This is a genomic window from Pectobacterium sp. A5351 (assembly GCF_028335745.1).
In the GTDB taxonomy this organism is placed as follows: Bacteria; Pseudomonadota; Gammaproteobacteria; order Enterobacterales; family Enterobacteriaceae; genus Pectobacterium.
Genome location: NZ_CP116477.1, coordinates 107935 through 129107, shown reverse-complemented (window position 1 = coordinate 129107; position 21173 = coordinate 107935). Strand labels below are relative to the sequence as shown.

17 protein-coding genes are annotated in these 21173 nt (G+C 52.6%); 9 read left to right on the top strand and 8 right to left on the bottom strand.

The window, feature by feature from the left end; genetic code table 11:
- Positions 1 to 16 precede the first annotated feature (16 nt).
- A complete protein-coding gene (gene ygbI, locus O1Q74_RS00580) occupies positions 17 to 778 on the bottom strand; it encodes a DNA-binding transcriptional repressor YgbI (protein WP_271875518.1) in 762 nt (253 codons plus the stop codon).
- Between the two features lie 354 nt (positions 779 to 1132).
- Here ygbI and ltnD point away from each other — a divergent pair, with 354 nt between their 5' ends.
- From ltnD to O1Q74_RS00540, 8 genes are all read left to right on the top strand, one after another.
- Positions 1133 to 2047, top strand: coding sequence for an L-threonate dehydrogenase (gene ltnD / locus O1Q74_RS00575; protein ID WP_271875516.1), 915 nt, complete (start codon positions 1133 to 1135; stop codon positions 2045 to 2047).
- Positions 2044 to 3309: a 3-oxo-tetronate kinase gene (gene otnK / locus O1Q74_RS00570; RefSeq protein WP_271875514.1), complete on the top strand. Its 1266-nt coding sequence runs from the start codon at positions 2044 to 2046 to the stop codon at positions 3307 to 3309. The genes ltnD and otnK overlap by 4 nt, the downstream gene beginning before the upstream one ends.
- Complete coding sequence (gene otnC, locus O1Q74_RS00565; protein WP_271875512.1) at positions 3306 to 3962, top strand: 3-oxo-tetronate 4-phosphate decarboxylase; 657 nt, start codon at positions 3306 to 3308, stop codon at positions 3960 to 3962. The genes otnK and otnC overlap by 4 nt, the downstream gene beginning before the upstream one ends.
- Before the next feature lie 33 nt (positions 3963 to 3995).
- Complete coding sequence (otnI, locus tag O1Q74_RS00560) at positions 3996 to 4781, top strand: 2-oxo-tetronate isomerase (protein ID WP_271875511.1); 786 nt, start codon at positions 3996 to 3998, stop codon at positions 4779 to 4781.
- 176 nt (positions 4782 to 4957) lie between these two features.
- Complete coding sequence (locus O1Q74_RS00555; RefSeq protein WP_271875509.1) at positions 4958 to 6316, top strand: GntP family transporter; 1359 nt, start codon at positions 4958 to 4960, stop codon at positions 6314 to 6316.
- A 304-nt stretch (positions 6317 to 6620) separates the two neighbouring features.
- The gene (locus O1Q74_RS00550; RefSeq protein ID WP_271875507.1) at positions 6621 to 8291 is read left to right on the top strand and encodes a methyl-accepting chemotaxis protein; all 1671 of its coding nucleotides are present in this window, start codon (positions 6621 to 6623) and stop codon (positions 8289 to 8291) included.
- An 816-nt stretch (positions 8292 to 9107) separates the two neighbouring features.
- The gene (locus O1Q74_RS00545) at positions 9108 to 10778 is read left to right on the top strand and encodes a methyl-accepting chemotaxis protein (RefSeq protein ID WP_271875505.1); all 1671 of its coding nucleotides are present in this window, start codon (positions 9108 to 9110) and stop codon (positions 10776 to 10778) included.
- Positions 10779 to 11362: 584 nt separating this feature from the next.
- On the top strand, positions 11363 to 13009 hold the full coding sequence (locus O1Q74_RS00540) for a methyl-accepting chemotaxis protein (protein WP_271875504.1): 1647 nt from the start codon (positions 11363 to 11365) through the stop codon (positions 13007 to 13009).
- A gap of 90 nt (positions 13010 to 13099) precedes the next feature.
- On the opposite strand, the gene O1Q74_RS00535 is transcribed toward O1Q74_RS00540, so the two are convergent.
- From O1Q74_RS00535 to O1Q74_RS00510, 6 genes are all read right to left on the bottom strand, one after another.
- Positions 13100 to 14290, bottom strand: coding sequence for an aminotransferase-like domain-containing protein (locus O1Q74_RS00535; RefSeq protein ID WP_271875502.1), 1191 nt, complete (start codon positions 14288 to 14290; stop codon positions 13100 to 13102).
- A 128-nt stretch (positions 14291 to 14418) separates the two neighbouring features.
- On the bottom strand, positions 14419 to 15120 hold the full coding sequence (livF, locus tag O1Q74_RS00530; RefSeq protein ID WP_012772851.1) for a high-affinity branched-chain amino acid ABC transporter ATP-binding protein LivF: 702 nt from the start codon (positions 15118 to 15120) through the stop codon (positions 14419 to 14421).
- Between the two features lie 5 nt (positions 15121 to 15125).
- A complete protein-coding gene (livG, locus tag O1Q74_RS00525; protein WP_271875500.1) occupies positions 15126 to 15896 on the bottom strand; it encodes a high-affinity branched-chain amino acid ABC transporter ATP-binding protein LivG in 771 nt (256 codons plus the stop codon).
- On the bottom strand, positions 15893 to 17167 hold the full coding sequence (locus tag O1Q74_RS00520) for a high-affinity branched-chain amino acid ABC transporter permease LivM (RefSeq protein WP_271875499.1): 1275 nt from the start codon (positions 17165 to 17167) through the stop codon (positions 15893 to 15895). The genes livG and O1Q74_RS00520 overlap by 4 nt, the downstream gene beginning before the upstream one ends.
- On the bottom strand, positions 17164 to 18090 hold the full coding sequence (gene livH / locus O1Q74_RS00515) for a high-affinity branched-chain amino acid ABC transporter permease LivH (protein WP_271875497.1): 927 nt from the start codon (positions 18088 to 18090) through the stop codon (positions 17164 to 17166). Before livH ends, O1Q74_RS00520 begins: the two co-directional genes overlap by 4 nt.
- A gap of 155 nt (positions 18091 to 18245) precedes the next feature.
- Positions 18246 to 19358, bottom strand: coding sequence for a branched-chain amino acid ABC transporter substrate-binding protein (locus O1Q74_RS00510; RefSeq protein ID WP_271875495.1), 1113 nt, complete (start codon positions 19356 to 19358; stop codon positions 18246 to 18248).
- A 404-nt stretch (positions 19359 to 19762) separates the two neighbouring features.
- On the opposite strand from O1Q74_RS00510, the gene panM reads away from it, so the two are divergent.
- Positions 19763 to 20209 (top strand): aspartate 1-decarboxylase autocleavage activator PanM, encoded by a 447-nt coding sequence (panM, locus tag O1Q74_RS00505; RefSeq protein WP_271875493.1) that lies wholly within the window; start codon positions 19763 to 19765, stop codon positions 20207 to 20209.
- 83 nt (positions 20210 to 20292) lie between these two features.
- On the opposite strand, the gene rpoH is transcribed toward panM, so the two are convergent.
- A complete protein-coding gene (gene rpoH / locus O1Q74_RS00500) occupies positions 20293 to 21150 on the bottom strand; it encodes an RNA polymerase sigma factor RpoH (RefSeq protein ID WP_225086447.1) in 858 nt (285 codons plus the stop codon).
- Positions 21151 to 21173 lie beyond the last annotated feature (23 nt).

Below are 21173 nucleotides of genomic sequence, written 5' to 3'. Positions count from 1 at the left end.
CAAACAGAAATAGCCTTCACCCCGCCACCAGCACCTCGACCCCCATTTTGCTCAAGGCGTCTTTGGCGGCGGCGGGCAGGCCATCGTCGGTGATGATGCTGTCGAATACGCTGAGCGGCGTGGCGAGGTGGGTGGCGATGCGGCCGTATTTTGAGGTGTCGCACAGCAGGACGCACTTGCTGCTGGCTTCTACCGCCGCGCGTTTCACCACCACCTTGTCTTCGTTCGGCGTGGACAGCCCGCGCAGGCTCCACGAAGAGGCAGAGATAAAGGCGATATCAATAAACAGGTTGCGCAGCGCCTGCGCGACGGCTTCTCCAATGCAGGAGCGATTTTCCCGGCACAGCGTGCCGCCCGTGTGGATCATGCGGCACTGGCTGGACTCAATCAGAAAAGCGGCAATCGCAAAATCGTTAGTGACAATCACGAGATCGTCGCGTTCAGCCAGCTCGCGCGCCAGCGATAGCGTTGTGGTGCCCGCATCCAGATAAATGCAGCTATTCAACGGAATATGCTGCGCCGCCAGTTTCCCCATCGCCGCTTTCTGCTGGCTGAACATCACCGATTTATCCTGATGCGACGGCTCAATCGCCAGCCGTTCGGGCGATCGCACGCCGCCGGAGACGCTCAGCAGCAGGCCGTCCTGCTCCAGCTTTTGCACATCACGCCGCACCGTCATGTGCGACACGCCCAGCCGCTCGGTCAGTTCGTTAATACTTACCGCGCCGCGTTCGGCGATCAGCGCCAGAATCTGTTGATGACGTTCTACTGGAATCACGCTGTCCGTTCCCTGTTTGATGATGCTGGTTTGATAGACATTAGGTTTGATAAAGACCGAGTCTGATAAATATTGTGAGAAACAGCCCATTTACTGACGATAATTATCATAAATTCACGTCATAAACTACACCAAGCATAACTGCGCCCATCGTCACGTAACACCAAAATATTCATAATCACATGATATATAAAGGTAATTAAGAATATCTCTTTCCCTGCGGTGTTCAGCTACACTGAATCATCACGATCTCAATGTTAATTTATGTGATAAAAATCACCATAATTTGTTCTGATAGTCCTTATATTTAACACCATAGAACAAAAAATCACTAATTTTAACAAGGCAACCACGATGAAAAAGACTTCTGATTATGCTGTCGCCGTTATCGGTCTGGGTTCCATGGGGTTTGGCGCTGCGGCATCCTGCATCAACGCTGGCCTGACAACATACGGTGTCGATATCAACCCGCAGGCACTGGAAAGATTACGTCAGGCAGGAGCAGCGCAGGCAGATACACGTATTGATGCCTTTGCCGACAAGCTGGATGCCGTCGTGCTGCTGGTGGTGAACGCCGCACAGGTCAACGGGATTTTGTTTGGTGAACCGCAGGTTGCGGCGAAGCTCAAGCCCGGTACGGTGGTCATGGTGTCTTCCACGATCTCTGCGCAGGATGCCAAAAATATTGAGCAGCGCCTGGCAGAACATCAGTTGATTATGCTGGATGCGCCGGTCTCCGGTGGTGCGGCTAAAGCCGCCGCTGGCGACATGACGGTGATGGCATCCGGCTCCGATCTGGCTTTTGAGAAACTGAAACCGGTACTCGACGCCTTGGCAGGCAAGGTTTACCGCATTGGTGAAGAGATCGGGCTGGGTGCGACGGTTAAAATTATCCATCAGCTATTGGCTGGCGTACACATCGCCGCCGGGGCAGAAGCGATGGCGCTGGCCGCTCGTGCCGACATCCCGCTGGATATCATGTACGACGTGGTGACCAACGCTGCCGGGAACTCCTGGATGTTTGAGAACCGTATGCGCCACGTGGTAGACGGCGACTACACGCCGAAATCCGCTGTGGATATCTTCGTGAAAGATCTGGGATTGGTCACCGAAACCGCCAAATCGCTGCACTTCCCGCTGCCGCTGGCCTCCACTGCATTCAACATGTTTACCGCCGCCAGCAACGCCGGATTCGGTAAAGAAGACGACAGCGCGGTCATCAAGATTTTTAACGGCATTACGCTGCCGGAAAAGAAGGAGGCACCATGATCAAGTTAGGTGTGATTGCCGACGACTTTACCGGTGCCACGGACATCGCCAGCTTTCTGGTGAACAACGGGCTGCCAACCGTCCAGCTCAACGGCGTGCCGCCATCCGATTTTAAGGTTGAGACGCAGGCTGTGGTCATTAGCCTGAAATCGCGCTCCTGCCCAGCGGAGCAGGCGGTCGCGGATTCCCTTAAGGCGCTGGCGTGGCTGCAACAGCAGGGTTGCCAGCAGTTCTACTTTAAATATTGCTCCACCTTCGACAGCACCGCGAAAGGCAACATCGGTCCGGTGACCGATGCGCTGTTGGAACAGCTCGGTGAAACGCAGACTATTATCTCTCCGGCGCTGCCGGTGAACGGCCGAACTGTCTATCAAGGGCATTTATTCGTGATGGATCAGCTGCTGTCCGAATCCGGGATGCGTCACCATCCGGTTACGCCAATGACGGACAGCAACCTGATGCGCGTCATGGAACAGCAGGCAGCCGGACGCTGCGGGCTGGTGCCATATGCCGTGATGGATCAAGGGGCGGAAGCCGTTAAACAGCGGCTGACCCAGTTGAAAGAACAAGGTATGCGCTATGTGGTGCTGGATACGCTGAACGAACAGCATCTACTCACGCAGGGCGAAGCGCTACGCGATATGAAGCTGGTCACCGGTGGATCCGGCCTGGCGATTGGACTGGCACGCCAATGGGCAGAGTCTGCAGCACAAACCGGTTCCGCCACCGAGGCGGGCAAGCCGCAGTCCGGCGCAGGCGTTGTGCTGTCCGGTTCCTGTTCTGTAATGACCAATAAGCAGGTCGCCCAGTACCTGAAACAGGCGGCGGGTCGCGCCATTGACGTCGCTCGCAGCCTGCAAGGCGATGAATCCTACGTGCAGGAACTGGTTGCCTGGGTGAAATCCCACCGTGACGATGTGCTCGCGCCACTGCTGTACGCCACGTCATCACCTGACGAACTGGCACAGATTCAGCAGCGCTGGGGGGCAGAAGCCAGCAGCCAGGCGGTGGAGAAACTGTTTGCCACCGTCGCTCGCCAGCTTCAGCAGGAGGGCTTCCAGCGCTTCATTATCGCGGGCGGTGAAACCTCCAGCATCGTGGTGCAAACGCTGGGTATTCACGCGTTCCATATCGGGCCGTCCATTTCTCCCGGCGTGCCGTGGGTGCGTTCCACCAATCACCCACTCTCGCTGGCGCTGAAATCCGGCAATTTTGGTGATGAAGACTTTTTTGCCCGCGCCCAAAAGGAGTTTGCCGCATGAGTGAAAAACACCACAGCACCGAAGCCGCGTTGAACAACGAGCAGCGCGCACGCGCGGAAATGGTCAAGCTGGGCGCGTCCTTTTTCCAGCGCGGCTACGCCACTGGCTCAGCGGGCAACCTCTCGCTGCTACTGGATGACGGCACGCTGCTGGCAACGCCGACTGGCTCCTGCCTCGGCGATCTGGATGCCGAGCGGCTGTCCAAAGTCAGCCTGAGCGGCGAGTGGATCTCCGGGGATAAGCCGTCGAAAGAAGTCAGCTTTCATCTGTCGATTTACCGTAACGATTCCGAGTGCAAAGCGATCGTGCACCTGCACAGCACCTATCTGACCGCGCTCTCCTGTCTGGAAGGGTTGGATACGCAGGATGCCATCAAGCCGTTCACACCTTATGTGGTGATGCGCGTCGGTAAAGTGCCCGTCGTCCCTTATTACCGTCCCGGCGATGCCCGGCTCGGGGAAGATCTGGCGAAGCTGGCTTCGCGTTACAAGGCGTTCTTATTGGCTAACCACGGCCCGGTCGTCACCGGCAAGGATCTACGCGCGGCGGCGGACAACATGGAAGAGCTGGAAGAAACCGCCAAGCTTATTTTTATTCTCGGTGACCGAAAAATTCGCTACCTCACCGCTGACGATATTGCAGAGCTCTCTTGATGAGCCATTTTTTGCTGAACCGAGGAGTTAACCATGCCTAAGTTTGCTGCCAATCTTTCTATGCTGTTTACCGACGTGCCGTTTCTCGATCGTTTTAAAGCCGCTGCCGATGCGGGTTTCACCTCGGTCGAGTATCTGTTTCCTTATGAATATCCGGCACCGCTGCTGGCGGAAAAACTGCGGGAAAATGGCTTAAAGCAGGTGTTGTTCAATACCGCACCCGGCAATGTTGCCGCAGGCGAATGGGGCGTGTCTGCCCTGCCCGACCGCATTGAGGATGCTCGCCGGGATATTGATAACGCTCTGGAATATGCGCTGGCGCTGAACTGCCCCTCGGTGCTGGTGATGGGCGGCGTCGTCCCGCCCGGTGAAGACCGCGCGGCCTACCAGCAAACCTTTATCGATAACCTACGCTACGCCGCCGATAAGTTTGCGCCGCACGGCATCAATATCATGATTGAGGCACTGAGCGCGAAGGTGAAACCCAATTATCTGTTCGCCAGCCAGTATCAGGCGCTGGAATTAGCCAACCTGATCGATCGGCCGAACGTCTATATCCAGCTGGATTTCTTCCATGCACAAATTGTCGATGGCAACCTGGCACAAATTATTCACGATTTGGATGGCCGTATCGGACATATTCAAATTGCTTCTGTCCCTGCGCGACATGAACCTGATGAAGGGGAAATTAATTATCCATTTATCTTTGCCGAATTAGATCGCGTGAATTATTCCGGCTGGGTTGGCTGTGAATATAACCCGCGTGGTAAAACCGAAGACGGATTGGGATGGGCTAAACCCTGGCTGGAGAAAAAATAATTACAAACCTGAAAAAATAAAATCAACACCAGAGAAAGATTAATAAATAAAAAACGGAAGAAGACCGATTCCCGTATTTATTACGGGAATTTCGGTGCTTTTTCTCAAAATAACAATCGATGCCCAGTACCTTTTCAGCCTCTGAATTGAAAAGACGGGTCAATGAGGATAAGAATATGGCCACCTCGCTCTTACTCTGCATCGCTGTCGCAGGGGTATTACTCCTGCTGCTGATGGTCATTAAATTAAAAGTTCAGCCTTTTGTTGCTCTGCTAATTGTCAGCCTGTTAGTTGCACTAGCAACCGGAATACCGACAGAAGAAATAATGAAAGTGATGACCAGCGGTATGGGTGGAGTACTCGGTTCGATCACGATGATCATTGGACTGGGAGCCATGCTGGGAAGGATGATCGAAATTTCCGGCGGCGCTGAATCGCTGGCCAGAAAATTCACGCAAACACTGGGAGAAAAGCGCGTTATTGCTGCACTGACGATGGCGGCATTTATTCTCGGCATTCCGGTATTCTTTGACGTCGGGTTTATTATCCTGGCACCGATTATTTATGGTTTCGCCAAAGTCGCCAAAGTCTCTCCACTGAAATTCGGTCTGCCCGTTGCGGGTGTGATGCTGACTGTCCACGTTGCGCTCCCTCCGCACCCTGGCCCGGTGGCCGCAGCCAGTCTATTAAAAGCCGATGTGGGTTGGTTGACCATATTAGGTCTGGCGATCTCTATTCCTGTCGGCATTATCGGCTTCTGGGTTGCCAAGTATCTCAACCGCCGCCAATACGCCTTGTCTGTTGATGTGTTAGAGCAATTACAATTAGCGAAAACGGAAGACAAAAGTGAGGTAGCACCGCATAAGAATGCGCCTTCCGCCAGTCTGGTGACCGCGTTGATCGTCATTCCTATCGCGATTATCATGCTCGGCACCGTTGCTGCAACGTTATTCCCTGCGGGCCACCCGCTACGTAATATCACCACATTAGTCGGTTCCCCTGCGGTAGCGTTGCTCATCGCTCTCGCGCTGGCATTCTACTTTATCGCCACGCGCAGAGGCTGGTCACTTGAAAAGACCGGGAACGTCATGGGAGACGCGATGCCCGCTGCTGCCGTCGTCATCATGGTGACCGGTGCGGGTGGCGTATTCGGTAAAGTGCTGGTGGAATCCGGCATCGGTAAAGCGCTGGCGGATACGCTGACCAGCATTCACCTGCCGCTGGTGCCTGCCGCCTTTATTCTGTCGTTGGCGCTGCGCGCCTCGCAAGGCTCCGCCACCGTCGCCATTCTTACCACCTGCGGCCTGTTGAGTGAAGCCGTCAGCGGCTTGAACCAGATGCAACTGGTGCTGGTAACGCTTTCTGCCTGCTTTGGCGGATTGGGACTGTCCCACGTTAATGACTCCGGTTTCTGGATCGTCACCAAGTATCTGGGGCTGTCTGTCGCCGATGGTCTGCGCACCTGGACGGTACTGACCACCATCCTCGGACTGGCCGGATTCCTCTTCACCTGGGCATTATGGCTGGTGATGTAAACCCCTTAACGTTTCACCCCTTACGACGTTTCACTAAAGGAAAAACCGCTGATATTCAGCGGTTTTTCTCCCCTTCCTGACGATTTTTCTGCATCTCATCTGACCATTATCCCAGAGATCTATTGCACCCGTACTTTTCCAGTATCCTACTCCACCCCACAACAGTGACAATTAAAATCAATCTTTTCCCAAATGTGCCGATATTTCAAACAACGTTGGGCAGCTCAACGAACACATCAGCATACCGCTGGCGTAACATAAAATGCCATTCACAATAGCTATTTTAAATAGCAATGAGGGTAACATGCAGCGTATAAAAAATATGAAATTGGGTACTCTGATCGGTTTCGGTTTTTCTATCATTATCTTTATCGGGGTATTAGTCGCAAGCTTCGGCAGAGCCCACCTTGTCGAGCTAGGTAGCACAACAGACCGCCTGGTGAAAAGCAATCTTGCCAATTTGATGGTCATGCAAGAATTGAAGGATAACCTGAATATTACGATTAAAGCGACATTGCGTATGTTGGTCGCAAAAGACAGAAATGTATTGGAATCCAACCAGAAGTTAATCGAAACCACAAGCGCAAAAAATACCCAGCTATTAGCTGCATTAGAAGAAAAATTACAAGCGGCAGAAGTCCGTGCGATTTTGCCCGAATTCCAGCAAAACCGTACAGCTTTTGCCACACTGGGACGCCAGTCCATTACCCTGTCCCTAAACAATCAACAAGCTGAATCAACGGAGTTAGTCAGAACGCAGCTCGAACCTGTGCAAACAAAGATGTTCAATAATATAAGCACCATGATTCAGTTGCAGAAAGACTTCACCACGCAACTTGCTGACGAAGCCATTGAAGAGTCCTATAGTGACGGAAATTCATTACTTATTGTCTCTATTCTCGGTGCACTGATAGGCAGCCTGATCGCGTGGTTGATTACCCGGCACGTGAAGAAACAGTTAGGGGGCGAACCGGCCTATGCCACACAGGTAACACAGGAAATCGCACAAGGTAATCTCGCAATACCGGTCGCTCTTACGTCAGGCGACAATACCAGCTTGCTATTCGCGATGAATAACATGCGAAAAAGCCTGGGCAGCATCGTTGAACAGGTACGTGAGAGCAGCGAATCTATCGCCACTGGTGCCAGACAGATTGCTGCTGGCAGCGCGGATCTCAGCCAGCGCACGGAAGAGCAGGCGGCCAACCTGCAACAAACCGCAGCTTCTACGGAAGAAATGAGCCAAACGGTGCGTCAAAATGCCGATACGGTGCGTAACGCTGCTCAACTGGCGCAGGCCGCCAGCAATACCGCCGCTAAAGGTGGTGAAGCCGTCGGCAATATCGTGGTCACCATGAAAGAAATTACCGACAGCTCGCATAAGATTAGCGACATCATCAGCGTCATCGACGGCATCGCTTTCCAAACCAACATTCTGGCACTCAACGCCGCGGTAGAAGCCGCACGGGCCGGTGAGCAAGGCCGTGGCTTTGCCGTGGTGGCCGGCGAAGTTCGCTCGCTGGCACAACGCTCCGCCACTGCGGCCAAAGAGATTAAAGAATTGATCGGCCACAGCGTCGAGAAAGTGGAGACAGGCTCCGCACTGGTCAGCGATGCGGGAACGACGATTGAAGAGCTGGTTCGTCAGGCACGCCACGTTGCCGATCTGATTAACGAAATTGGCATTACCACGCAGGAACAAGAATCCGGCGTTTCGCAGATTCATGAGGCCGTGAACCAACTCGATCAGGTCACACAGCAGAACGCCGCACTCGTTGAGCAATCCGCGTCTGCGGCCGATAGCCTAAGCGAACAGGCTGCCCATCTGGTCGAGTTGATGAAAGTCTTCATCGTTGAAGGCGGATCGTCGCAGCGCTCTGCCCCGCAGTTGAAAATGCCTGGCGGAGCCACGCTCTCGCTGGCCAAGCCTAAAAGCAAAGCGGGAAACGATAAGCAAAACTGGGAAACCTTTTAACGGTTAATCAAAAAACGCCGAATCCGCTAAGCGATCGGCGTTTTTTATCCCCTTCCGACCTGAATTCCTCGCATGACGACTCAGCACGTGCCACGACGTATGCTTTTCCGCCATACATTTTTTCAATCCACATTCTTTTCCAACCCGTATACTTTCCCCGTATGGATTGAAGAAACGCGCCAATTTTTTTCAATAGGGAAAAGCAATTAATAAAAAAGAAAAAATCGCAATTAACTTTACATTCAGTGCAATAAAAATAGAATCAATAAAAAGGAAGACACATGGCAACTCTTCGATTATAAAAAAAATCGAATATACGCGGGTAGAATCATCATGTCGTTAGAGAAAAAGAATAAATACCGCTTTATCGTTGAATAAATAAGAAAAAAGCTATAACCACAACGTCTATTCACATGACTGTCAATTTAACATTACAGCTTGGCTGCAGTTTATTTTCTCTCTAATTCATAGAGATATTGCGGCTTTTTCCTCCGCCTTTTATACTTCTGCACCATCATTTCCTCTTATCGGAATAGATCCCACGGCGCCAGACAGGATCATCACTTAGCGAAGCACGTGACAGGATAAAGTAAACGCAGAATAGGTTTATTCGCCAAGAAAAACGGACAACGATTACGGAAAAAGATATACCTGCCACCCTTCAAGTCGCCTATTTTTTCATCTTTCTGCGACTCGAAATTTTAAGGTATCAACGTGATGGTATTTGCAAAATAAATACGTTTACGCAACGCCTATTTCACATTTAAAGCATGCGACGCCAACAATATTCATTTTCATCATATAATAAGGGACACAATGAATTTTATCAAAAATAGCAGCCTGGGTAAAATGCTAGGGACTGGCTTTACTCTGGTCATCGCCATCGGTTTTCTCGTGGCGATATTCGGTCATATCCAGTTAGACAAACTGGGAGAAAATACCCAACAACTGTCGCAGGTTCGCCTTTCTAATCTCCTGATGATGGACGAATTCAAAGATAATCTGAACAGTAACGCCATTGCCATCAGAGATTTAGTTTTGCTAGAAGATGAGCAGCAGATGCAGGAAAAAAAAGCCCTTATCGAAGCCACGACTGCCCGCAACAACGCGCTACTCGTAAAAATACAGGATAATACGGTCGATAAACATGCCAGAGAGCTAGTTTCCGTGCTAGCGCAAGTGCGCCCGGCCTATCTCAGCAGTATGCAAGAAGCCACCACGCTAGCGATGGCATATAGGAACAAAGAAGCTCATGAACTGCTATTAAGCAAGGTACAAACCACACAGAGTACCGTCTTCAACGCTCTGAATGATATGGTTAATTGGCAAGAAAAATTGACGGTTAGCGATGCCGACCACTCGACCAAGAGCGCCGCTAATGCAGGTCGGCTGATGATCATCATCTCCCTGCTTTCTGTCGTGCTAGGCGCAATGATCTCATGGTGGATTACCCGAACCATTAAGCGCCAGCTCGGGGGTGAGCCAGCCTACACGCTGGAAGTGACGCGTCAGGTTGCACAGGGGAATCTGGCCGTTGCGATTGAACTGCGCGATGGCGATACCACCAGCGTGCTGGCGGCGATGGAAGATATGCGTCAAAACCTGAGCAACCTCGTCGGTCAGGTGCATCAGAGCAGCGAATCTATCGCCACGGGTGCTACGCAGATTGCCATGGGCAACACCGATCTGAGCCAACGTACGGAAGAACAAGCCGCGAATCTTCAGGAAACCGCCGCCTCAATGGAACAGATGAATACCACGGTGAAACAGAACGCGGCGACCGTGCGCACCGCAACGGAGCTAGCCCATTCAGCCAGCACCACGGCGCAAAAAGGCGGCGATGCGGTCAATAACGTTGTGCGTACTATGGAAGATATCACCGCCAGTTCGCGTAAAATCGGTGATATTATTGGCGTTATCGACAGCATTGCGTTCCAGACCAACATTTTGGCACTTAACGCCGCCGTTGAAGCAGCCAGAGCCGGTGAACAAGGCCGTGGCTTCGCCGTGGTCGCGGGTGAAGTGCGTTCTCTGGCGCAGCGTTCCGCTTCCGCCGCCCGTGAAATCAAGGATCTGATTAACGTCAGCGTGGCTAACGTAGAAATGGGTGAGAAGATGGTGAACGACGCAGGCATCACCATCAAAGACATTGTCGAAAAATCGCAGCATGTTGCCAACCTGCTCAGTGAAATTGGCCTGACAACGCACGAGCAGGAACAGGGCGTTGCTCAGGTGAATGATGCAGTGAATCAGCTCGATCAGGTGACCCAGCAGAACGCCGCGTTGGTTGAAGAATCGGCCTCCGCCGCCGACAGTCTGAGTCAGCAGGCCAGAATGCTGTTGGAATTAATGGGCGTGTTCAAAATCAGCGGCGTTCAAGCCCGGGTGCCACGCCTGAGCGCACAGGTGAAGCAACCGACAGCGCCGAGACTGGCTCTGGCAAGCAAAGCAGGCGGCACAAGCAGCGACAACTGGGAAACCTTTTAACGAACGCGCCGATCGGTAGATCTTTCGGCCTTGTAGCAAACAGAATACAGCCGCTGAGCCTTCAGCGGCTTTTTATTGTATCAGGACAAAAGGAATAAATAATAAGTTAAAAAAACCCTCACTCATTAATAAATATCACAATTAAAAATGGAAAGTTACAAAAGAATAAAAGATAAGAAAAAGATCTGACTCTTATTAGGCAGACCGCCATTGATTAATATTTTTTATCTATTTTTATTGCGATAAGAAAATAATATTAATTTATGAGAAATTAATAAATCAGGGGTTTTTGTTACGTTTATTCTTCCATCAAACTACCGCGTTATTGTCTATACTTTATTCGTCATTCCCTTGGTCTGTAACTATTTCCAACAGATATTCCATAATGTGCATGAAAGTGACGCCCTACTCCTTTGCCAATACAGCGAGCGGGGCGACCTTCTTGTATCAGAAAGACATCAGGGGATAAGTGGAATGATGAAATTCATGGAGTTCACGAGGTGAATCGCATCTGTACCATCACCTTTTAACAAAAAATAACGACACCTGCCGTGTCAAATTTCAATAAATAAAAAAGGACCATCATGAAGAATATAAGCTTGGGAAAAATGTTAGGAACGGGGTTTACGTTCATTATCGTGATTGGGTTTTTAGTCGCCATACTGGGTCGCGTCCAGTTAGAAAAACTCGGCGGCAACATTCAGACCTTGTCACAGGTACGCATTACCAATCTACTGCTGATGCAGGAAGTGAAAGATAACGTCAACATCGTCGCTCGTGCCATCAGAAATATTGCGCTTCTCACCGATCAACAACAAATGAAAGTGGAGAAGGATCGCATCGAGAAATCCATCTCACGTAATAGTGATTTACTGGCGCAAATACGTAAAAATGCCGTGGATAACGACGCGAAAACGCTGATCACCACGCTGGAGCAGGTACGGCCTGCGTATACAAATAGCGTGAAAAAAGGCATCGAGATGGCCATGTCCAGCCAACACGATGCATTTCGTAATTTCTTGCTGACGGAAGTGCGAGCCACACAAACCAGCGTATTAGATATTCTGGATAAGATGGTTGAGATGCAGAAGCACCTCACGGTCAACATCGCCGACCAGTCCGAGCAGGAAGCGTTAAATGCTGGCACATTAATGCTGGTTCTCACACTGTGTGCTTCCCTGCTGGGAGGCGTTATTGCCTGGTGGATCACCCGGAAAATCAAACGTCAGTTGGGCGGCGAACCGGCCTATACGCTGGAGATTACCCGTCAGGTCGCACAGGGGAATCTTGCCATCGCCATTGAACGGCGTGCCGGAGACACCACCAGCATTCTGGCCGCGATGGAAGAAATGCGCCAAAGCCTGAGCAGTATTGTCGGGCAAGTCCATCAAAGCAGCGAATCTATCGCCACCGGTGCCAGCCAGATTGCCATCGGCAATACCGACCTGAGTCAACGCACGGAAGAACAGGCCGCGAACCTACAGGAAACTGCCGCTTCCATGGAACAAATGAACACCACAGTTAAACAGAACGCCGATACCGTGCGTAGCGCTGCACAGCTCGCGAATACAGCCAGCGCCGCCGCCCGCAAAGGGGGGGATGTCGTTAACCATGTCGTACGAACTATGGAAGAGATCACTACCAGTTCGCGTAAAATCGGCGATATTATCGGTGTGATTGACGGTATTGCTTTCCAGACCAACATTCTGGCGCTCAACGCCGCCGTCGAAGCCGCACGAGCAGGGGAACAGGGGCGTGGGTTCGCGGTAGTTGCCGGAGAAGTACGCTCGTTGGCTCAGCGTTCCGCTTCCGCAGCACGTGAAATCAAGGATCTGATTAGCATCAGCGTCAGAAAAGTAGAAGCGGGTGAGCTACTCGTCAACGAAGCGGGCGTAACCATCGGGGAAGTCGTAGATCAGTCGCAGCGTGTCGCCAACCTTATCAATGAGATCGGCCTGACCACCCACGAGCAGGAACAGGGCGTTTCTCAGGTGAATGATGCGGTGAATCAGCTCGATCAGGTCACCCAGCAAAATGCCGCACTGGTTGAAGAATCAGCCTCAGCCGCAGACAGCCTGAGCCAACAGGCCAGACATCTGGTTGAATTGATGAGCGTTTTCAAGATCGACGGTATCCAGCCACAGCGTGTCGTACCACCAATAGCTACACTGCAAAGGCCAAAACTGGCGTTTGCGGGTAATTCAGGTAACCAGAACTGGGAAACCTTTTAAACACTCAGCCTGGTAATGCTACGCTTATAAAGAAAAACCGCTGAAATATCAGCGGTTTTTTCACATTAACGGACAACCCATTATTGGCGCTTACAGCGCGCGACGCAGTCGCGCCACCGCTTCATGCATTTGCTCATCCGTTGCCGTCGCAAAGGACAGACGCAGCGTTGAGTGATCGATATTGTCTGGGAAAAAGAACTCGCCTGGCACGAAGACAACGCCCTGTTCCAGCGTTTTCTTCAGCCATTCCGTCGTGTTGAAATCGTCCTGACGGAACTTCGCCCACAAGAACATCCCGCCTTTCGGCTGGTTGAAGGTGATCACATCACCCAGTTCCTTCTCGACTAATTGCGCCAACAGTTCGCCTTTGTGCTTATAGGCGTGGCGAATTTTTTCAATCTGTGAATCCAGACGACCCAGCCCCAGATAGCATTCCGCGACGGTCTGCGACAGCGCGCTGGCGTGCAGGTCGGCGGCCTGTTTGATAATCGCCACTTTGTGCAGCAGCCAATCCGGCAGAATCGCCCAGCCGAGACGCAGCCCCGGTGCCAGCACCTTCGAGAACGTGGAGGTATACAACACGTATTCCGTGCTACCCAGCTTCTCCTGCGCCAGTTGGAACAGCGTTGCGTTACGCTCTTCGGTGAATCGCAGCTCGCCATAGGGATCGTCTTCGATAATGACAAAACCGTAGCGTTCCGCTAACTGAATCAGTTGCTGGCGGCGTTCATCGCTTAGCGTAACACCGCTTGGGTTACCGAAGTTCGGGACGATATAAACGCCCTTAATGCGCTGTTTCTTCAGCAGCGCTTCCAGCTCGTCGACGACCATACCGTTGGCATCAGATGACACCGACATCACCTGCGCCTGCGCCAATTCCAGCGTTTGCAGCGCCGCCAGATAAGTCGGGCGCTCAACGACGAACACGTCGCCCGGATCGACCATCGCGCGCATAATCAGGTCCAGCGCCTGCTGCGAACCTGCCGTCACCACAATATCGTCGCCGCGCGTTTTTACGCCGCGCACGGCGCACAGATCGGCAATACGTTCACGCAGCACGCCGCTGCCTTCGGTTAAGCCATACTGGAATGCCGTTTTCGGCTGTTCGGTAATCGCTAACTGCGTAGCCTGGTTTAGCCCTTCAAAATCAAACAAAGCATCTGACGGAATTCCGCCAGCCAGCGAGATAATATTTTCCATCTTGCTGTGTTTCAGCAGTTCACGGATGGCGGAACTTTTTAACTGAGCGATGCGGTGCGCTAACAACCCTTCAATGGCCATCTCTTCTTAACCCTTCTACGAAACAGGCCGGTAAACCGGCCCGGTAGCGATTCCCCTGTCATCCCTCAAGCTGCATATGAGTTGGCTTTCCGCCACTCGAGTGATTTAGGGTAGATCTGCTCTAAAAATTATCCGCCCAGATAGGCCGAACGTACCGCTTCATTAGCTAACAATGCCGCACCGGTATCTTCCAACACGACATGGCCGTTTTCAAGTACATAGCCCCGGTCGGCCAGTTTCAGCGCCTGATTGGCATTCTGCTCCACCAGGAAGATGGTCATGCCCTCTTCACGCAGTTGCTGGATGGTATCGAAAATTTGCAGGATGATAATCGGCGCCAGCCCCAGCGACGGCTCGTCCAGCAGCAGTAAACGCGGCTGGCTCATCAGCGCACGGCCAATCGCCAGCATCTGCTGCTCACCGCCAGACATGGTGCCGGAACGCTGGGCGCGGCGCTCATACAGGCGCGGGAACAGATCGTAGACACGCGCAATACGTTCCTGATACTGCTCGCGATCGGCAAAGAACCCACCCATCGCCAGATTTTCTTCTACCGTCATGCGGGAAAAGACGCGACGGCCTTCCGGCACAATCGCGATCGCTTCACGCATAATCTGCGCAGTCTGCCAGTTCGTAATGTCCTTACCGTCAAACGTGATGGTGCCTTCCGTTGCGCGCGGATCCCCGCACAGCGTGCCCAGCAGCGTGGTTTTACCCGCGCCGTTCGCACCGATAAGCGTAACAATCTCGCCCTGATTAATATGCAGGCTGACCTGATGCAGCGCCTGAATTTTTCCGTAGTGGGCGGAAACCTGATGTAATGACAGCATAAACGTTATCCTTCACCCAGATAGGCACGAATGACATCCGGGTTGTTACGAATTTCCGCTGGAGTACCCTGTGCCAGCGGCGTGCCCTGATTGACAACATAAATCCGGTCGGAAATTCCCATGACCAGCTTCATATCGTGTTCAATCAACAGCACCGATACCTGATGGCTATCGCGCAGTTCCACAATCAGCTGATTTAACTCGTCAGTTTCTTTCGGGTTCAGGCCGGCCGCAGGCTCGTCCAGCATCAGCAGTTCAGGCCGCGTCACCATACAGCGGGCAATTTCCAGACGGCGCTGCTGGCCATAAGCCAGATTTCCCGCCTGACGGTTCGCTAAATCCAGCAGACCGATGCGCTCCAGCCACACCGCAGCGCGCTCCTGCGCATCGGCTTCCGCACGACGAAAGCCCGGCGTTTTCAACAGCCCGGCAAACACGCCGCTTTTCAGATGTTGATGCTGCGCCACCAGCAGGTTTTCCACCACCGTCATTTCACGGAACAGGCGAACGTGCTGGAACGTACGCACCACGCCCATACGGGCAATGGCCTGTCCCGGTAACCCTTCCAGATGACGTTCGCGCAGCATGATGGTGCCGCCGCTCGGGCGATAAAAACCGGTCAGGCAGTTGAAGACCGTGGTTTTCCCTGCCCCGTTCGGGCCGATCAGCGAGACGATTTCGCCAGCATGAATATCCATTTCAACGTTGTTGACCGCCAGCAGGCCGCCAAAACGCATCATCAGACCTCTGACTGATAATAGTGGCTGCGTGCTCATGCTTGCTCTTCCTTCTTCGCGACTTTCAACTTCATCTCAGGACGCTTCATCGGCAGCAGACCTTGCGGACGCCAAATCATCATCAGAACCATCAATGCACCCAGCAACAGCATGCTGTATTCATTCAGATCGCGCATCAGCTCACGAGACACCACCAGCAGGATTGCCGCGAGAATGACCGCAAACTGCGACCCCATTCCGCCCAGCACGACGATGGCCAGCACAAAGGCAGACTCGGCAAACGTGAACGATTCCGGGCTGACGAAGCCCTGACGCGCGGCAAACAGCGTACCGGCAAAACCTGCAAACGCGGCGCTGATAGTAAAGGCCGTCAGCTTGATGCGCGTTGGGCTCAGGCCCAGAGAACGACAGGCGATTTCATCGTCGCGCAGCGCTTCCCACGCACGTCCCAGCGGCATCCGCAGCAGGCGGTTAATCACAAATAGGGTCAGTACGACCAGCAGCAGCGCAACCAGATACAGGAAGATAATACGGTCGCTGGGGTCGTATTGCAGACCGAAGAAATTGTGGAACGTATCCCAGCCGCCATCGCGCGCGCTGCGGCTGAATTCCAGACCAAAGAAAGTCGGTTTAGGGATCTGGCTGATGCCGTTCGGGCCACCGGTAATTTCGGTGTTATTCAGCAACAGGATACGGACAATCTCACCAAACCCGAGCGTCACAATCGCCAGATAGTCGCCGCGCAAACGCAGCACCGGGAAACCGAGCAGGAAACCGGACAGCGCCGCCGTCATGCCCGCCAGCGGCAGACTTTCCCAGAAGCCCAATCCGTAATAGTGGTTCAGCAGCGCATAGGTATACGCGCCGATGGCGTAAAACCCGCCGTAGCCCAATACCAGCAGGCCAGACAGGCCAACCACCACGTTCAAACCCAGACCCAGCATCACGTAAATCAGCGTGAGGGTGGCGATATCCACCGTACCGCGCGACACCAGAAACGGCCAGGCGATGGCCGCGATAATCAATGCCGCAGCCAATACCTTCTGCCGCGGCGTACTGCCATCAAAGCTCGGCAGCACCAGCGACGGCGCGGAAAATTTCTTGATGCTTTGCTGGAAGAACGGGCGGATCAGCTGGAAGAAGAACACCACGATGCAGCCTGCGCCAATCCAGTACCAGCGCACTTCATCGGCACCGCGCACCACCAGTTTGGTGCCATCCAACGCCAGCTGCATGCCCATTAAGAACGAGGCAAGCACCAGCAACATGAACGCGGAAACCAGCGCGTTAAATAGGTTGAGCTGTTTCATACTTTCTCAACCTCCGGACGACCCAGAATGCCGGTAGGCATCACCAGCAGCACCACAATCAACAGGGCAAACGACACCGCATCTTTGTATTCCGTGCTCAGGTACGCGGACGTCAACGCTTCGGCTACGCCCAGAATCAGCCCACCGATCATCGCACCAGGGATACTGCCGATGCCGCCCAATACCGCCGCGGTAAAGGCTTTCATCCCAGCCATAAAGCCAATATAGGGGTTGATGACGCCATAAAACTGCCCCAGCAGCACGCCAGCAACAGCGGCCATGAGCGCACCGATAACGAAGGTCAGGGAAATGACGCGATCGGTGCTGATACCCAGCAGGCTCGCCATTTTCAGGTCTTCCGCGCAGGCGCGGCAGGCGCGTCCCATACGGGAATAGCGAATGAACAACGTCAGCGCCAGCATGGCGAGGAACGTAACAATCCAAATGATCAGCTGCATGGAGCTAATGGTTGCGGCAAAGCCATTGCTTTCGCCCAGCACCCACTGACCGGTCACCAGACTCGGCAGCGCCACATCACGTGAGCCCTGATTCAGGCTGACGTAGTTTTGCAGGAAGATTGACATCCCGATGGCGGAAATCAGCGCGATCAGGCGTTTTGACGTTCGAACCGGCCGGTAGGCCACCCGTTCGATACTCCAGCCATAAGCACTGGAAATGACCACGGCGGCAATGAAAGCGGTGCCAATCAGCAGCCAGCCAGCATCAATGCCCATCATCATCAGGGCCGCAATCACAATAAAGGAGACATAGCTACCGATCATATACACTTCGCCGTGCGCGAAGTTAATCATGCCGATAATGCCGTAAACCATGGTGTAGCCAATGGCGATCAGCGCATAGGTGCTGCCCAACGTCAGACCGTTGAACATCTGCTGAAAAAAGTAAAGGAACTGCTCGGACATACCTTAACCTTAAATGCTGCCCCCGCGCCTTGCGGCAACGGGGGCTCGGTATTGAGGGATTATTATTGGTACACACGCAGAGGGCGGAGAATGCTCCTCACACCGCAGAGGCAGACAACGGCAAATTTATCCGCTACCCGCCTACGGCATAGTGATTATTTCACTGCGCTGGACGTACCGTCTTTGTGCCACTCAAATACGCCAAATTCAAACCCTTTCAGGTCGCCTTTTGCATCCCAGCTTAATGGTCCCATTACGGTATCCACGGATTTCGCTTTCAGATCCGCAACCAATTTTTCTGGCTCATCGCTACCCGTACGCGTCATCGCGGTGGTCAGCGATTGCAGCGCAGCATAGGTCGTCCAGACGAACGGGCCAGTCGGGTCCAGTTTCTTGCCTTTCAGCGCATCCACAATCGGTTGGTTAGCAGGAACCTGATCGTAGCGCTTCGGCAGCGTGACCAGCATCCCTTCAGACGCATCGCCCGCGATGTTGGACAGCGAGGAGTTACCCACGCCTTCCGGTCCCATGAACTTGGTCGTCATGCCAGCCTGACGCGATTGGCGCAGAATCTGCCCCATTTCCGGGTAGTAGCCGCCGAAATACACGAAATCGACGTTCTCTTTCTTCAGACGCGCAACCAGCGTAGAGAAATCTTTGTCACCCGCCGTCACACCTTCAAACAGCACGACATTCGCACCGGCTTTTTTCAGGCTATCCTGAACAGAGCGGGCCAGGCCTTCACCATATTGCTGTTTGTCATGCACCACGGCGATACGCTGCGGTTTGATGGTTTCAACGATGTACTTGGCCGCGGTGGGTCCCTGATCGGAATCCAGCCCCGTCGTACGCAGCACCATTTTGTAGCCACGCGTGGTGAGGTCGGCGTTGGTTGCCGCAGGCGTAATCATGATCACGCCTTCTTCTTCATAAATATCAGACGCAGGCTGCGTAGAGGAGGAACACAGATGGCCAATCACATAACGGATACCGTCATTGATGACCTTGTTCGCTACGGCAACCGCCTGCTTGGGGTCGCACGCGTCATCATATTCAACGCCAACCAGTTTGTTACCGTTGATGCCGCCTTTTGCGTTGATATCTGCAATAGCCTGACGTGCGCCAATAAACTCCATGTCGCCATACTGGGCAACCGGGCCAGACATCGCGCCAACAACCGCAACCTTAATATCGGCAGCATTGACCGCATGGCTAAACGCCGCCGCCATACAACCCATCAGCAATACTTTACCTTTACTGAATTTCATTCTTTTTACCCCATCTGTCATTATGGATATTGCCGAAAACCTGACCGCCTTCTGCCATAACCTGCTATTTTCTTATAAGTAAGAAAGGCTTAGGTTATTATTAGTAATGATTTCTAATAAGGCTTTATTTTTCATATTATTAAACAGGAATATTATGCTGCAAATCAACTCACATTGTCAGAAACAAGCGGAGCAAACAGCACAAAACACCAGATGCAAAACCCAGCATTTAATTTATATATAGTCAGATATTCTACTTTATGCATTAATTGTTGATGGATTACTCGAAAAACAAAGAACAAGAAAAACATTTGCCCTATTAACCATAACGATCAAATTACACAACTGATCTACTACAAAACAACTACATTATTCTTCACTCATATGATGGAGTGCCGATAAAAATGAAACTAGCCGTTGAATGCCTCACCCAATTCAGCCCCCAGGACAAAATTGATCTGGAAAAAATCTGGCCGCATCAAAACATTGGTTTATTAGAAGCAGGATTAAAACCGACTCGACGACTCTTTGCCGCCCGTTTTAACGATCGGTTACTCGGCGGTATGTTGGTCGAAATTGCAGGGGACTACGCGGAACTGAGCGATCTGATGGTGCGTGAAGTCACAAGGCGGCGGGGAGTAGGACAACTTCTGATTGATGAAGCACGTCGTCAACTGCCTGAAGTGAACGAATGGTGGCTGGCCACGGCGAATCATGCCGCGATCAAAGAGGAAGTGCTGGCGCGGTTTATGGTGTCCTGCGGCTTCTCACCGGTATCCGGCGGCTGGCGCTATATTCGCCGAAAAGAAACGCCGCTGATTCTTGATGAAATCAACTCAGAGAAGCCATAACCCAAACGCGACAGTCTGACATCAGACAAAAACAAAACGACCGGGCATTACCCGGTCGCTACAGAAAGAAACGATGAGAGCAATTAGGCTTCTATCGCCGCTCGCAGTTTCTTCATCGCATTCTTTTCTAACTGACGCACGCGCTCTGCGGAAACGCCGTATTGATCGGCCAGGTCCTGCAAAGTGGATTTGTTGTCATCATCCAACCAGCGGGCGCGGATAATATGCTGGCTACGCTCATCCAGCCCTTCCAGCGCGTAGGTAAGCTTATCCGCCGCATGCGTTTCCCAGTTATCTTCTTCAATGCCATCGGCAAAATCAGACGATTTATCCTGTAGGTAAAGCATCGGCGACATCGCCTTGCCGTCGTGCGAATCTTCTTCCGGCGTGGGATCAAACGTCATATCCTGCGCCGCCATACGGGATTCCATCTCGCGCACGTCTTTGCTGGTCACGCCAAGTTCACGTGCCACCAGCTCGACTTCATCCTGATTAAACCAGCCGAGACGCGTTTTCGTCTTACGCAGGTTAAAGAACAGCTTACGCTGTGCTTTGGTGGTCGCGACTTTCACGATACGCCAGTTACGCAGCACGTATTCGTGAATTTCTGCTTTGATCCAGTGCACGGCGAAAGAAACCAGACGCACACCCACTTCAGGGTTAAAGCGACGTACCGCCTTCATCAGGCCGATGTTCCCTTCCTGAATCAGGTCCGCCTGCGGCAGGCCGTAGCCGGAATAGTTACGGGCAACGTGAATAACAAAACGCAGGTGTGACAGAATCAGGTGCTTAGCCGCATCCAGATCGCCCTGATAATGCAGTCGTTCAGCCAGCGCCCGCTCTTCCTCCGCCGTCAGCATCGGATAGGCATTGGCGGCACGAATATACCCTTCCAGACTGCCCTGGGGAACTAAGGTGAAAGTTTGCATATCTTTGGTCATTCAACCCTCTCAGTTGCTCTACT

Excerpts from the sequence above, each read along its gene's own strand:
- O1Q74_RS00535 (WP_271875502.1), bottom strand. The coding sequence starts at position 14,290 with ATGGCCATTGAAGGGTTGTTAGCGCACCGCATCGCTCAGTTAAAAAGT.
- ltnD (WP_271875516.1), top strand. The coding sequence starts at position 1,133 with ATGAAAAAGACTTCTGATTATGCTGTCGCCGTTATCGGTCTGGGTTCC.
- otnI (WP_271875511.1), top strand. The coding sequence starts at position 3,996 with ATGCCTAAGTTTGCTGCCAATCTTTCTATGCTGTTTACCGACGTGCCG.
- O1Q74_RS00520 (WP_271875499.1), bottom strand. The coding sequence starts at position 17,167 with ATGAAACAGCTCAACCTATTTAACGCGCTGGTTTCCGCGTTCATGTTG.
- otnK (WP_271875514.1), top strand. The coding sequence starts at position 2,044 with ATGATCAAGTTAGGTGTGATTGCCGACGACTTTACCGGTGCCACGGAC.
- O1Q74_RS00510 (WP_271875495.1), bottom strand. The coding sequence starts at position 19,358 with ATGAAATTCAGTAAAGGTAAAGTATTGCTGATGGGTTGTATGGCGGCG.
- O1Q74_RS00555 (WP_271875509.1), top strand. The coding sequence starts at position 4,958 with ATGGCCACCTCGCTCTTACTCTGCATCGCTGTCGCAGGGGTATTACTC.
- O1Q74_RS00545 (WP_271875505.1), top strand. The coding sequence starts at position 9,108 with ATGAATTTTATCAAAAATAGCAGCCTGGGTAAAATGCTAGGGACTGGC.
- panM (WP_271875493.1), top strand. The coding sequence starts at position 19,763 with ATGAAACTAGCCGTTGAATGCCTCACCCAATTCAGCCCCCAGGACAAA.
- livH (WP_271875497.1), bottom strand. The coding sequence starts at position 18,090 with ATGTCCGAGCAGTTCCTTTACTTTTTTCAGCAGATGTTCAACGGTCTG.
- rpoH (WP_225086447.1), bottom strand. The coding sequence starts at position 21,150 with ATGACCAAAGATATGCAAACTTTCACCTTAGTTCCCCAGGGCAGTCTG.
- otnC (WP_271875512.1), top strand. The coding sequence starts at position 3,306 with ATGAGTGAAAAACACCACAGCACCGAAGCCGCGTTGAACAACGAGCAG.
- livF (WP_012772851.1), bottom strand. The coding sequence starts at position 15,120 with ATGCTGTCATTACATCAGGTTTCCGCCCACTACGGAAAAATTCAGGCG.
- O1Q74_RS00540 (WP_271875504.1), top strand. The coding sequence starts at position 11,363 with ATGAAGAATATAAGCTTGGGAAAAATGTTAGGAACGGGGTTTACGTTC.
- O1Q74_RS00550 (WP_271875507.1), top strand. The coding sequence starts at position 6,621 with ATGCAGCGTATAAAAAATATGAAATTGGGTACTCTGATCGGTTTCGGT.
- livG (WP_271875500.1), bottom strand. The coding sequence starts at position 15,896 with ATGAGCACGCAGCCACTATTATCAGTCAGAGGTCTGATGATGCGTTTT.